This window comes from Streptomyces sp. NBC_00986, assembly GCF_045162565.1.
Lineage (GTDB): Bacteria > Actinomycetota > Actinomycetes > Streptomycetales > Streptomycetaceae > Streptomyces.
In genome coordinates this window covers 351350-364390 of record NZ_CP108733.1, presented here as the reverse complement: position 1 = coordinate 364390, position 13041 = coordinate 351350, and the positions used below count along the sequence as shown (strand labels likewise).

Below are 13041 nucleotides of genomic sequence, written 5' to 3'. Positions count from 1 at the left end.
AGGCCAGTCTCCCGGCCGCGTCGAGCGCCGCCACACGCACACCGCTGCCGACATCACGGGGCCCGGTGGATCACTGCCGAATGGTGGACCTCTTCCGTCTTTGTGGTGACTGCGAACCCGAGACCGTCCGAGGACCGGACGCGGGGTTCTGCCTCATCGGTGTGCCCTCGGTAAGGTCCGGGCCGGCGCCGACCCCGGCCCGGACCTTCTCCGGTGTCGAGCAGCCCACAGAGGCGGAGTTCAGGCCGCATGTGCGCTGCCGACCCACCCGCGGCTGTTTTTGGGGCGCCGACGGGCGGTGACCGGCCCGAAGGGGTGGAGAAGGGCCGGCCGGTGTCCGCGCGGCGGACCGAAGAGGCGGACGCGCGAACACCAGAAATCTACGGCGTGGCAGCCGCCGTGCACGATCCACTGAGCGCGGCTCTTGTCCGCACAGCGCGGCGCGATGGCGTGGGCCGTGGTCACCCCGAACGCAGTGTCTGCGAGGGCAGTTCGCCGAAGCGCGCTCGGTAGCGGGACGCGAAGCGGCCCAGGTGATCGAAGCTCCAACGATGGGCGACCTCGCTCACGTTCACTTCGCCCGGTGTGCCGCGGCGCAGCTCGTCGTGGGCGCGGGTGAGGCGGACATCGGTGAGGTAGGCCAGCGGGGTCATACCGACGTACTGCTGGAAAGCTTCTTGGAGTCGCCGCACGCTCACCCCGGCGAGCACGGCCAACTCTCCTACCGTGAACGGGTGTTGCGGCATGCTGTGCATCGCCTCGACAGCACGCTTGACGGGGCCCGGGCGCAGGGCGGGTTTTGGTCGGTCGAGCTCGTCGCGGTACCGGTGGCCGGTGGCGAGGAGGAGCCCGGTCAGCAGGGACTCCTGGAGCGGGCGGGCGACCATCGGCCGGGTGAGCAGCCCGCCGGCCCGCATCTCGTCGAACACCCCGCGGATCATCCGTACCCAGCTCAGGCCCGCGCCGTGCGCGACGTCGAGTTCGGGCGCAAGGACGACGGGGGTGCGCAGCGGTCGGCCGAGAAGGTGTTCGAGTTGATCGTTGAGGGCCTGGGGGTCGATCTTCACGGCCAGCATGGAGCAGTCGGTGCTCACGCGGTCCAGGGCCGTGTCGCCGTGCGGCTGGAAGACGGCGGCGTTCGCGGTGGTCGCCACCGCGTTGGTGTGCCTTCCCTGACGCCAGGTCAGGTGGCCGCCCAGGGGGATGTCCACGTGGTAGAAGCCGAGTTCCCCGAACCGTATGCGTACCTCTGAGCCGAAAGAGAGTCGTCCAAGTGTGAGCGGACCGAGCGCGGCGATGTCGTACCGGGCCATGAACTCAGCGCTGCCGTCGGGCACGTCGATGAAGTTGGCGTAGAAGCGTTCTTGGATGACCTGCCGAGCCTCGTCCACATCCGTCGTCCGGAACTTCAGCACATCCTGGCCCTGGTCGGGCGAGTGGTGCATTCGGCAGCCTCCTGCGCCTTTGGACCGTACGAGGGATGGTGCACCTTATCGTCACCCGTTGCCCGCCAGAGGGCCGCTGTTTTCCCGTCTCACGGCGGATCTGGCCGGAACGAGACGACGCCTCACCGGGCGTTTGGTCCGGTCGCACCGGCGAAGCCACCCTGAACCGGCGCGGAACCTGCCCCGCGACCCAACACGAATCACCGGACCAAACGCTCGGTTAGGCGTGGTCCGCAACGGCCAGGAGATCATCCCGAACCGCCGAGCCGTCGAATTCCTCCAGGAGTTGGCCAACACCGACGAGGCGATCTGAAAACCGGCCGGAGCGCTACGCGCCGGTACTTCTTCGGCAGTTGGGCCAGGGCGAGTTGGGCGGTGGCGGTGTGGTCGGCGGCGGTGTTGCTGCCCGCGGTGCCCGGTCGCAGCAGGCCCGCGGCCGGCTCCCCGCAGCCGCCCCCTGCATGGTGGGCCTGGCCGTAGTCGCCGACCTGCGTTGCGTTCGTGTCGTCTATGTCTGAAACCACTGGTGTGCCGGTGCTCGCGATCCCGACGGCGATGCACAGTCCCTCGTCGGTGATTTCCGCCGCGAATCCGGTGAGTCCGCCGCCATGGTGAAACGTGTTGGTCACCTGTCGGTCAATAGAGAGGGCCCGTCTCGGCCTCATCCGGTGCGAATTCCGGGCGAGCTCCCCGGCTGGGTACCCGGCGTTTCGTCTCCATCACCTTGGTCGTCTGCCCTCCGGGTCGTCGCCCGCACCGCAAGTGGCTGGGAAGCCGTCGGCTCCAAGGCGTCGGCGGCGCGATCTACGGCACCGTTGACGTGTGGATGGGGTGCCACAACCGCGCCCGCTGTGTCAGACGTCGCGCCAGCGGGCGTTGGCCCAGGAGAAGACCCCGAAGGCGATGAGGCCGATCGCTATCACCGTCAGCAGCCAGGGGCCCGCCGGAGTGCCGGCGAACGTACGCAGGGTGTCGTCCATGCCCTTGGCCTTGCCCGGCTTGTGCTGGGCGGCCGCGGCGATGGCGAAGCCGCCCGCGGTGGCGAAGACGACGCCGCGGGCCGTACCGCCGAACACGCCCAGGAAGGTGACTACTTGACGCGTCTTGTGGGACATCTCCGCCATCTTGAGGTGTTTCTCGAACTTGCGCAGAAAGGCCCGGACAGCGATCCACAGGCCGGCGGCGGTCACCGCGGCACCGGCGATGCCGACGATCCACTGCCCGCCGGGCCAGTCCAGCGCCTTCGCCGTGACGTCCTGGGAGTTCTTGTCGGAACTGCCGCTGCCGCTGCCCTTGTCCCCGGCCGCATAGGAGAGCACGGAGTACGACACGAAGCCGTAGAAGACGAAACGGCCGGCCGACAGCGCCCTCTTGCCCGGCTTGCCGCCGTCCGGGCCCGCCTGGCCGAAGGCGGCCTCGGACAGCCGCCACAGGGACATCCCGGCCAGCGCGATCCCGAGCAGCCACAGCAGTACGGTGCCGAAGGGCTTCTGGGCGATCTCCGCGATCGCGCCACCCCGGTCGGCCTGCTCACCGCCGCCGAAGAAGGCGATCCGCAAGGACAGCACGCCGATGAGCACGTAGATGACCCCGCGGGCGACGAAGCCCGCACGGGCCGCCGACGCCACCGCCTTGCTGTTCGCCGCACGTTGGGCCTGGCCGCGTCCGCGTGCCGTTGCCGATCCAGTAGCCATGCCGTACCGAATGCCCCCGAAGGGCGGACCCATCCCGTCACCGGTCCTCCTTTGTCTTTCCGCCAGTTGTCCATAAAGGTGCAGCCATGGCACACACGCAGAATGCACCCGACGGATCCACCGAGACGGCCGGAAACGTCGGATCCCGGAAGACCGGAGGCACGGAGGGAACCGGCGGGCTCCTCGACGACCGGGCCCGGCGCACCAGACGCCGGCTGGAACGGCTCATAGGAATCGCGGCCACGGAAGGCAACGCGCTGCTCCCGTTGCGCAACGGAGACGAGATCTTCGGCGCCATGCTGGGCGGGATCCGTTCCGCCCGGCACACGGTGGACATGATGACGTTCGTGTACTGGAAGGGGGAGATCGCCCGGCAGTTCGCCGACGCGCTCGCCGAGCGGGCACGCGAGGGCGTGCGAGTACGGCTGCTGCTGGACGGCTTCGGGAGCCGGCTCATCGAGAAGGACCAGTTGGAGGCGATGGAGCGGGCCGGCGTGCAGGTGGCCTGGTTCCGCAAGCCGCTGTATCTGTCTCCGTTGAAGCAGAACCACCGCTGTCACCGCAAGGTCCTTGTCGTCGACGAGGAGACGGCCTTCACCGGCGGCGTCGGCATCGCCGAGGAATGGTGCGGCGACGCCCGCAACCCGGACGAATGGCGCGACACCCACGTACAGGTGAGCGGGCCCGCCGTGGACGGGCTGGCCGCCGCCTTCGCCCAGAACTGGGCCGAGTGCCACGACGAACTCTTCGACGACCGCGACCGGTTCACCGACCACACCCCGCAGGGCGACGCCGTGGTGCAGGTGGTGCGGGGCTCGGCCAGTTTCGGCTGGCAGGACATGCAGACCCTGTTCCGCGTGGTGATCGAGACGGCGGAGGAAAGGATCCGGCTGGCCACCGCCTACTTCGCGCCCGACGCGTTCTTCATCGAGTTGCTGTGCGCCGCGGCCCGCCGGGGGGTCGAGGTGGAGATCCTGCTGCCGGGCCCGCACACCGACAAAAGGGTGTGCCAACTCGCGGGCCAGCACTACTACGAGGAGCTCACCGCCTGCGGGGTGAAGATCTTTCAGTATCAGCCGACCATGCTCCACACCAAGGTCGTCACCGTCGACAGGGCCACGGCACTCATCGGCTCGACGAACTTCAACCGCCGCTCCCTGGACCACGACGAAGAGGTCATGCTCGCCGTTCTGGACCCCGCGTTCACCGCGACGCTGGACCGCCACTTCACGGAAGACCTGGAGCACAGCGAACTCATCCATGCCGGACGGTGGAAGCGACGCGCGCTGCTCCAGCGCGTCAGGGAGACGGCCGTCCTGCCGATACGACGCTTCCTCTGACCTGCCCATCGGCCTCGGTGCGCGCACGCCCCCTGCCGGCCAGGCCCAGTGAGGAATCCAGGATACGGGGAACCCAGGACCGTGGCGTTGTCGAGTGAGCAATAGTCGCCGAGTTCCCAGCCTCGTCCACGGCCGAGCGGTGCCCGGAGAGTGCCTGCACCAGGGCCTGTTCCCTCGTCCGGGTGACTGCGGTCTGTTCTGACCCGACCTCGCCCGGAATGCGCAAGCCTCATTGCTGTCGGGTTTTCTTCAGTCTGGGTGAAGTTGAGGAGGCGTGGGTTGGCTCTGGCCGTGGTGCGCGATCTGCGCGAGTACCGGACCCCGGTGAGCGAGGAAGACCTCGCCAGTTCGAGACCGACGTGCTGGCGGGGTTCGTACTCGCGCGAGCCTCAGCTGGCTTGGTCGACAGCACGATCCGCAACGACACCAACTACCTGGAGCTGATCCGGGACTGGTTCGGCCGCCCGCTGTGGGAGATGCAGCCGGCGGACGCCGACGTCTATTTCGGCAAGGTGCTCCGCGATGCCAAGCCCTCGACCCGGACCGGCCTGGCGGGTGCACTGGTGGTGTTCCTCCAGTTCCTTGAGCTTCGGCACAAGGCCGAACTGCATAGCCTCACTGGCCGCGTGATCGAGTGCCCGCTGGACGAGATGAACCGACCACGGGCCTCGGTGGAACCGTAGCTACGCGTCCCGCCCGGCGAAGCCGAGATCGAGAAGCTGTTCGCCGGATGGCGCGAGGAACTCATCTCCTGTCGCAAGTTCGGCCCGACCGCACGCAACTATGCCGTCGCCCGGCTGGCGGCCGACGTGGGGCTGCGGATCAACGAGGCCCGGATGCTCGACCTGGACGACGTCCGGTGGGAGCTGGGCCGGTTCGGCAAGCTCAACGTCCGCCATGGCAAGTGCTCCCGGCGACGGGGACCGAAGCCGCGACTGGTGCCGCTGATCAATGGCGCCGACCGCAACCTGCGGTGGTTCGTCGAGGACGTCTGGGGCCACTTCGACGCCGACCACACCCGGCCCGGTGCCCCGCTGTTTCCCTCCGAGCGCAAGAATCAGGACGGCTCCTGCTCACGAGCGACCGCCGACGTCTACCGCCGGTCGCCGGCCGACGCCGCCGCCCAGCACCTCCCGACCTGGGCCGGGAAACTCACCCCGCACGTGCTGCGGCACTTCTGCGCGTCCCAGCTCTACCTCGCCGGTATGACTCTGTTCGCCATCCAGGAACTACTCGGGCATACCTGGACCGGCACCACGGCCCGGTATATCCACGTCTATGGCATGCACGTCGAAGACGCCTGGGTCGCCGGCCAGCAGTCTGCCGCCGACCGATGGAAAGGACTGGCCCGATGAAGTGGAACCTTCGTCTGGCGGCCGCCAACCGCGGCATTTGGAAGGCCAGCGAACTCCAGCGGATGCTCGCCGAACGCGGCGTGGTGATCAGCGCGGGGAAGATGTCGGGCCTGTGGTCCGGCCAGCCGAACGCCGTCAAGCTCGACGAGTTGGACGTCATCTGCGTGGTGCTCGGCTGCGGCGTCGAAGAGCTGCTGCTGCCCGAGCCGGAGAGGGTGGCGGATTCGACGCCAGCGGCCGATGGGCAGACCGTCGCCGTGGGCCAGCCCCGCGCGGTCACCCCGCGTCCTCGCACGGGCAGGTCTCTGCCGCCCCGATGAGCTGCGTGCACTGCGGAAAACCGCTGCCCGAGGGATCGCGGCGAGACCGGGCCCACTGCGACAACAAATGTCGCGGCCTGGCCTCCTATTACCGGCGCAAGGCCGGTGTCCCGCCCTCGCCGCGCCGGCAGCATCCTGCCCTGACCTCGGACAATCCCGCGCTCCGGTCGGCCGCAGCCCACGCCAAGCAACTCGGCGAGACCAACGGCTGGTCACCGTCCCTCGTCCTGTGCGCGATAGACGGCCTGACGACCGTGCTGGAGGACCGCCCGCCCGGCGAGCCCGTGAGGGTCACCGACGTCCGTACGCGAATACCGCGACATGCTTCCAGCTACCGGGTCGCCGAGGTACTCGCCGATCTGGACCTGCTGGCCGACGACAGCGCCTTGGCGATCCGTTCCTGGGCCGACCACCGCACCAGCGAACTGCCCGTCGGCTTCGCCGGTGACGTCCGTGCCTGGCTGCTGGGCCTGCTCGACGGTGACAGCCGCGCCAGGCCCCGGTCACACACCTGCCTCTACGTGTACTTCGGGTGCGGCAGACCCCTGCTGGAGAACTGGGCGGCCACTCGCGGGTACCTGCGTGAGATAACCGTCGCCGACGTCACCACCGCTTTGGTTACGTTGCGCGGATGGCAGCGGCGCAACGCCATCGCTGGACTGCGCTCGCTGTTCCGCTTTGCCAAGAAGCGCGGCCTGATCTTCGCCAATCCCACTACCCGGCTCAAGGCCGAAGAGATCGAGCGCAACCTGCTGCCGATGACCGACGCCGAAGTGCTCGCCGTCGAACGGATCGCCGTCACCCCGGCGCAACGGCTGATCGTCGCGTTGGCCGCCGTCCACGCCGCCCGCGCCACGGCCATCCGACACCTCACCCTGGACGACCTCGACCTGCCTGACCGCCGCATCTCCATCGCCGGACACGCTCAACGACTCGGCGAACTACCCCACCAGACCCTGCTGTCCTGGCTCGACGAACGTCGCACCATCTGGCCGAAGACCCCCAACCGGCACGTACTCATCAACGCGAAGTCCGCCCTGGGGACCGGGCCCGTCGGTGCCGAATACCTCAAGCGGCACCTCCTGCACCAGGGCGTCTACCTTGAACGCATCCGCGGCGACCGGGTACTGCACGAAGCCCTGCCGATCGGCGCCGACCCGCTGCACCTCGCCCTGGTCTTCAGCCTGTCCCACACCACCACGAGCCGCTACGCGACCATCGCCCGGAACCTACTCGACGGCCAGATCGAACAAGCCGCAGGCAGCGAATGAGTAGCCGACGCTACCGCTCTCGCCGAAGCGGGCCCCAGTGAGCGTTGCCCGGTGGCAGGCCCAGTCCGCCGACTAGGTCAGCGGGGTGCCGTCGTGCCTGGCCGACGTCCCTGTGCGGTGCGCCCACACGAAGTCTTGGATCCCCCGTGATCGTGTGACCCTTCGCATCACGGGTGGAAAGCAAACGAGTGCCTGCGCGGGAGGAATGATCTCCGGCCGCTCAAGCAGGTAGTCGCGGCCCTTGGTCCGGAGGGTGAATCCGCCGGTCGCCATGGCGTTGCGGACCCACTGTGACTGGGTGCCGTAGAGGACCGGGATGACGAACCCGTCTCCGAGGGGATAAGCCGAGACGGGATTGCGGTACTCACGGCCGGAGGTGCGGCCCACGTGCCGCACGATGGAGTAGGCGCGGACGCGCTTCCCCGAGATCGTGAGGAAGATCCGGTTCGCAAGGCTGCGTACGGGGTCCCGCTTTGATCCTTCTGGCATGTTCCTGATCTCCTTGGTTGCCGTCGCGATCGGCTTGCTTCGTCCGTAGTCGCTCGCCGGTGTCTCAGACGTCGCCGATACCGAGGTCGGCACGGTCGGCGTCAGCGAGGCGGGCGAATAGGTCGATGACTTGCGTGGCGATGGTCTTCGCAGCCGCTGGTGGCACGCGGTGCCCGGCCTCGAATGCGCGCTGGACGGTGACCGCGAGCAGTTCCGACCTGTCATGGATCCCTGGTCCTTGCCGATCGTCGGCCGTCGCCTCGGCTTGGATGAAACCCTCCAGCGTCGCCAGGAAGGCATAGGTGACCTGCTCCGTGCTCAGGCCACCGTGCAGCACACCATGCTCGGCCAGCAGTTCGAAGTAGGACTGGGACACCAGGCGATGCCTGTCCTCGCGGACACCGCTTTCGGGCCTGGCGAGTTTGCCGAGCAGTTCGGAGTCGGCAAGGAAGACCGCCCTGAGAAGAGGCCGGCTCATGATGGCGAGAAAGTAGGAGCGCGCCAAGCGGTGCGGCATCCAGGCTTCCGCATCCTGGCGCAGGGCACGCAGCAGGTTCTCGACCGCTTCGAACGTCTCCCGCTCGAGAACCGCTCTGAAGAGGTCATCGCGGGTCTTCCAATGCAGGTAGACAGTGCCCTTGCCGATGTCGGCGAGGCGCGCGACGTCGTCGACCGTGACTCGCCGGTAGCCGTGGCGGAGCAGGAGCTCGGCCGTGGCGTCAAGGATCCGTACAGCACGCACCTCACGGTCGTGGGGATCTCGGAGTCGGTCTCTAGCCATGCCTACAAGTTACTGTATGACGAACTTCGAAATTTAGTCATGTGTCATTCCTGGCGACCGCGCGTGCGGTTACACGGACAGTGCTCGGGACGGACGGCTTCCAACTCCGCGGCCCCCGGGCCGAGAACTCCACGAAGGCGCGTCGTCAAGCCCGGCGAGCGTTCATGGTCAGCTCACTACAGTTGACAAACCCACCGCGATTTTCAGCACTGACTGTGGAGGGAGCCGTAGGTTCCTGATGAAGGTCCCTCGGTCTCACTGAACCCACGGCGGACGTGCCGGTAAGAATGCTGTCACCAGCCGCGAACGGCGGTGATCAGTTCTCGGACCTGGTGGGTTGGGGCAGTTCCGGCGTGCTCGTCGCCTCAGCGAGTGCGAGGCGACCGCCCTTCAGTTCGGGCACGTAGTTGTAGATCGTGTTCCTGGAGACGCCGAGGAGCTTCGCGATCGAGGTGACGGTGCGCTCCGGGCGGGCGAACAGGTCGCGGGCGTGACGTACCTGTTCCTCCGCCATCGCCGGCGGACGGCCGAGTCGGGCGCCGCGGGTGCGGGCGGCGTCCAGGCCCTCGTTGGTGCCCCGCACGATGAGTTCGCGGATGAACTCCGCGAGCGCCGCGAACACGTGGGAGACCAGGCGCCCGCCGGGCGTGGTGGTGTCGAGCGCCTCGTGCGGCGAGGTGAAGCCGATGCCGCGCTTGCACAGGCCGGAGACGATCGCGATGAGGTCCTGGATGGAGCGGCCGAGCCGGTCCGGTGACGGGACGACGAGGGTGTTGCCCTCGCGCAGGTGGTCGAGGGCCTTCCACAGTTCCTCGCGTTCGGCGTTCTTGCCGGACTTCTTGCCGGAGAAGATCCGAATGCACCCTGTCTCGGTGAGTGCGTGGATCTGCCGGTCGAGCAACTGCCCCTTGGTGGACACGCGAGCGTATCCCTCGAGGCCGCCGGTCCGTATGGCCGGAACGCGGGCAGGGAGATCGGTGGCGTCGTCGTCCTGGGGTGGCTGCACCCGCCGGGTCATACAGAAAAGGGTGCTGCTCAAGTTCTTGAGCGCTCGTGAACTCGGCCTCACTGCGCCACCGGGCAAGTTCACGCAGAGTTCTGAGCGTGTCAGAGGCTTCGGGACCGAGTACGCGTTCCTGGTCACGAGCCAGCAAGGTGAGAGTTTCCGCAGCCCCACTAGACGAGTAGTTCCGAAGGCCTGTCGGGTTGCTGGTTTTGGCGCAGGATGATGGGAGGGTGTCGAGGTCTTCCCCGGCCGAGGCGCGGCGGCGTCAGCCAAAAGCAGGGCTCGTGAGGTCAAGCATCAGCCGGTTTCCCCAGTCGTTGGTGAAGACGGCGCTCATGCCCTCGTAACGCACGCTGAGGAATGGGTTGGACTGGAACATCACGGCGACCCACTGCAACGAGCAGTCGGCGTGGAGGCGGGCGAGGTAGCCGATGTTGCCCACCCCGCCGCCCCCGCCGGACATCCACCCTGATCCGTCCGGTAGCGGGCTCTCGAAATAGGTGTCCACTCCGTCGATACCGTGCTTCTCAATGGCCTGGGCCACATCGAACGGTTCTCCGATACGGAAGGGAATCGGCTGGCCAGCATCCGGGTGCTACGCCCCCGGACCGTCAACATGCAGCTCCAAGCCAGAGACGTCTGGCCGGTACAGCCCGTCACGGAGCGGTATCTCCCCGGCCTTCCAGAGTCCCTCGACGATCCTCATAGCGAGTCCCCCCGTGAACTACTACGAGTCAGTTCCGAAGACTGGCTGCGCACAAATACAGAAGGTGTCCAAGATCCGGTTGTGATGACCGATCTGAACACCCTCTTGACCGCACTGTACGTGAAGATCGACGACGAGATCAGATGAACGCGGTGGATGGGACGCCCACCTCTGCTCAGCAACTCTGAACTCGTCTGCCTCGCGGTGGCGCAGGCGCTCCTCGGCTACTACTCCGAGGCCCGCCGGCTGCGCTACGCCCGCCAGCAACTGTGAGCCCTGGCGGGCTGGGCCGGCTATGGCTACTGCGCGTCCCACTCCCGCTTCTTCCGGGGATCGCGTATCCACTGGGGAGCCGTGTGCGTGCCTGCCGGGTACATCATCTCGATCCCGGAGCGGATCAGCCCGGGCGAGGAGGATCGGGCGACACCCTGCCCTTCCGCCACGGTGGCACTGGACACGATGACGAACTCGGGGCATCTGAGCCCCGAGACCAGGTTTCTCAGCGGCCTGCTACTGCCGGGAAGGGAGCGGCGCACACGCTGTCTCCAGCGGGCGGACAAGGGATCGCTGTCCTTGCGGTACAGCATCATCAGAGCCGCGTTCAGCTCGTACAGCGGCGCGGGATGCGGTGCGAACCGGATACGGGCCAGATCGTCGGTCGACAAGTGGATTCGCAGCACTGGTGGACCCCCGGTGATACCGCCAGGCAAGCACTTCGGGCAGGCCCGAAACCATCGCCTGTGCTGCCACCCGACAGCAGCATTGGTCATGTCCGTTTCATTCACGCAAGCCGCCGGCACAGGCACAAGAGGGCGTGTGGCAAAGGGCTTTCCGATGTCGCGTCGGCCGATGGAGCGGCGGGGGGACTGCCCGGTCGGCGGTCCGGTCTGCTGGGCAGAAACATGCGTTGCAGGAGAGTCCCGGGAGCAGCCCGGAACGAGTAACGGCTACTCATGACCTGACACATCGGCGCGGGCACTCTGGGGCGACGCGTTCCACACCCTGCGAACCCGGACGACGAGGAGGGCGCAGCGGGAGCCGGCGGCGACCTGCAAGGTGCGCGCAACCAGGTTCGAGTACACAACCGAGTTCGAGTACACAACCGAGAGGAAGCCGATGAAGAGAAAAGCGTTGGTCCGGTTCGTGGCGGGCGCAGCGATGGCGGGTTCTGCGGTGGCCCTGGCCGGGGCACCCGGCATGGCTGCGCCGGCCGCTGCCCGGGACGCGAGCATCCAGGCGCTCAACGAGCTCTCCGGCAGCGGTCACGGCACGGTGACCCGGAGCGTCAGCGCGTCCGGCGTACCGTTACTCGCCCGCTTCTCATATCTGTTCACCGACAGCGACCACCACATCCGCCAGATCGAGGCGATGCCCCTGGCGCAGCAGTCAGCGGTCGAGATCGCCTTCGCCGACTTGAACGGCGACGACAACTACAACTACCGCGTCTCCCACGAGTGGGTCGATCCGACCGGCATCGTGCAGGCGACGTTCCACGGGAACTGCGCGGGGGAATGCACCCGGACGCTTCTCACCCGGCCGGCCGGGGACTTCGTTTTCGTGCTCACCGGGTTCCGCTTCACCTACGACAGCGAGGATCACCACCTGGGCAAGATCGCGGTGTCGGAGAACAACAGCCAGCTGACCACGGCGTTCGAGGACCTCAACGGCGACGACGCCTACAGCTACGACATCAGTTACGCCTGGGTGCCCCGGTCCAGGCTGGGCACGGTGAGCAGCGTCCAGAACACGGTGCACGCCACCGATGTCTCCACGAACGCCGCCGCCGCGGGGGAGAAGGTCATCCGGGGATTCTCCATCGACAACCTGGGCACCGGCACGGCGGGTGACAACCACATCCGCGATCTGGGCGTGGTGGCCAACGCGAACTCCATCGATGCCATCTTCGGCGACAGCAATCCCGCGGACTCCGCCGACTGGGGCTTGCTGGTCCAGTACGCGACCCTGCTCTGACCGACTTCGAGCTTGGCGGAGCGGTCGCTCGGCAGGGTGACCGCCCGGACATCGCGACGGCCTTCTCCGTGGCCCTCGACTCCGCGACGAGAAGCGGGTGTTCACGAAGAAGGCCGTGCGTATCGAGCTCGAGCCGAGCAGCGAGTCCGCGCATGCGTAGCGCCACCGGGCGAAAGGGAACGGCGACTCGGCCAGGAACTGGTCGCCCGCCCCGTCGAAGTGGAACACCGCCGGTAGACCGTCAAGATGCAGCCGCAAGGCCCGTGCGGCTGCCCGCAGACGCACGGTCGCGGGCAGCCCGCTCATCCCCGCCCCTGTCTGTCGTCCGCTCTCTCCATTGTGACGGTGCCCGACACAAGTGACGGAACGTCACCGTGCCCTGGCCCTGGCCGTGTACGTCGTGACGGCATCGGAGGTCGTACGGCTCGGGTCCGGCCCTCGCACGGGTGTATCCGCCTCCGGTTCCCGGCCGCTCCTTGCTGTTTCACCACCGATCGTGCACGGCGGCGCGACGCTGCCAGGTGTCCAAGGCTGGATGAGCCGGTGCGCACGTGGGGCACTGAGGGTCGCGGGCAAGGAGACTGGCGACGTTGACGCGGGCTGTGGGCCTGAGGAACTGGAAGGTCACGTTGTTGTGCGAGGGTTTCGTCTCCCATCGCGGAG

The 13041-nt window shown here is 67.6% G+C and carries 13 protein-coding genes and 1 pseudogene; 6 read left to right on the top strand and 8 right to left on the bottom strand.

Annotation, left to right across the window (positions count from 1 at the left end; genetic code table 11):
- Nucleotides 1-461 precede the first annotated feature (461 nt).
- The 3 genes and pseudogenes from OG504_RS01525 to OG504_RS01515 form a co-directional block, all read right to left on the bottom strand.
- The gene (locus OG504_RS01525) at nt 462-1445 is read right to left on the bottom strand and encodes an AraC family transcriptional regulator (protein ID WP_405988002.1); all 984 of its coding nucleotides are present in this window, start codon (nt 1443-1445) and stop codon (nt 462-464) included.
- Nucleotides 1446-1777: 332 nt separating this feature from the next.
- A pseudogene (locus tag OG504_RS01520) lies at nt 1778-1927 on the bottom strand (IS1380 family transposase); the annotation flags it as partial.
- Nucleotides 1928-2299: 372 nt separating this feature from the next.
- Complete coding sequence (locus OG504_RS01515) at nt 2300-3139, bottom strand: DUF1206 domain-containing protein (RefSeq protein ID WP_405988001.1); 840 nt, start codon at nt 3137-3139, stop codon at nt 2300-2302.
- Between the two features lie 86 nt (nt 3140-3225).
- On the opposite strand from OG504_RS01515, the gene OG504_RS01510 reads away from it, so the two are divergent.
- From OG504_RS01510 to OG504_RS01490, 5 genes are all read left to right on the top strand, one after another.
- Nucleotides 3226-4479 carry a phospholipase D-like domain-containing protein gene (locus OG504_RS01510; RefSeq protein WP_405988000.1) on the top strand — a complete coding sequence of 418 codons (1254 nt, stop codon included), beginning with the start codon at nt 3226-3228 and terminating at the stop codon, nt 4477-4479.
- A gap of 398 nt (nt 4480-4877) precedes the next feature.
- On the top strand, nt 4878-5162 hold the full coding sequence (locus OG504_RS01505) for a hypothetical protein (protein ID WP_405987999.1): 285 nt from the start codon (nt 4878-4880) through the stop codon (nt 5160-5162).
- A 126-nt stretch (nt 5163-5288) separates the two neighbouring features.
- Complete coding sequence (locus OG504_RS01500; protein ID WP_405987998.1) at nt 5289-5834, top strand: site-specific integrase; 546 nt, start codon at nt 5289-5291, stop codon at nt 5832-5834.
- The gene (locus OG504_RS01495) at nt 5831-6154 is read left to right on the top strand and encodes a helix-turn-helix domain-containing protein (protein WP_405987997.1); all 324 of its coding nucleotides are present in this window, start codon (nt 5831-5833) and stop codon (nt 6152-6154) included. Before OG504_RS01500 ends, OG504_RS01495 begins: the two co-directional genes overlap by 4 nt.
- Nucleotides 6151-7425: a hypothetical protein gene (locus tag OG504_RS01490; RefSeq protein WP_405987996.1), complete on the top strand. Its 1275-nt coding sequence runs from the start codon at nt 6151-6153 to the stop codon at nt 7423-7425. The genes OG504_RS01495 and OG504_RS01490 overlap by 4 nt, the downstream gene beginning before the upstream one ends.
- A gap of 72 nt (nt 7426-7497) precedes the next feature.
- Here OG504_RS01490 and OG504_RS01485 read toward each other — a convergent pair whose 3' ends face one another.
- The 5 genes from OG504_RS01485 to OG504_RS01465 all read right to left on the bottom strand — a co-directional run bounded on the left by OG504_RS01485 (nt 7498) and on the right by OG504_RS01465 (nt 11087).
- Complete coding sequence (locus tag OG504_RS01485; protein ID WP_405987995.1) at nt 7498-7914, bottom strand: hypothetical protein; 417 nt, start codon at nt 7912-7914, stop codon at nt 7498-7500.
- A gap of 64 nt (nt 7915-7978) precedes the next feature.
- Nucleotides 7979-8656 carry a TetR/AcrR family transcriptional regulator gene (locus tag OG504_RS01480; protein ID WP_405987994.1) on the bottom strand — a complete coding sequence of 226 codons (678 nt, stop codon included), beginning with the start codon at nt 8654-8656 and terminating at the stop codon, nt 7979-7981.
- Between the two features lie 355 nt (nt 8657-9011).
- Entirely contained in the window at nt 9012-9713 is a 702-nt protein-coding gene (locus tag OG504_RS01475; RefSeq protein WP_405987993.1) for a recombinase family protein, read from the bottom strand.
- Nucleotides 9714-9966: 253 nt separating this feature from the next.
- Entirely contained in the window at nt 9967-10245 is a 279-nt protein-coding gene (locus OG504_RS01470) for a hypothetical protein (protein WP_405987992.1), read from the bottom strand.
- 461 nt (nt 10246-10706) lie between these two features.
- A complete protein-coding gene (locus OG504_RS01465) occupies nt 10707-11087 on the bottom strand; it encodes a regulator (RefSeq protein ID WP_405987991.1) in 381 nt (126 codons plus the stop codon).
- A gap of 436 nt (nt 11088-11523) precedes the next feature.
- On the opposite strand from OG504_RS01465, the gene OG504_RS01460 reads away from it, so the two are divergent.
- Nucleotides 11524-12378 carry a hypothetical protein gene (locus tag OG504_RS01460; RefSeq protein ID WP_405987990.1) on the top strand — a complete coding sequence of 285 codons (855 nt, stop codon included), beginning with the start codon at nt 11524-11526 and terminating at the stop codon, nt 12376-12378.
- The last annotated feature ends 663 nt before the right edge of the window (nt 12379-13041 follow it).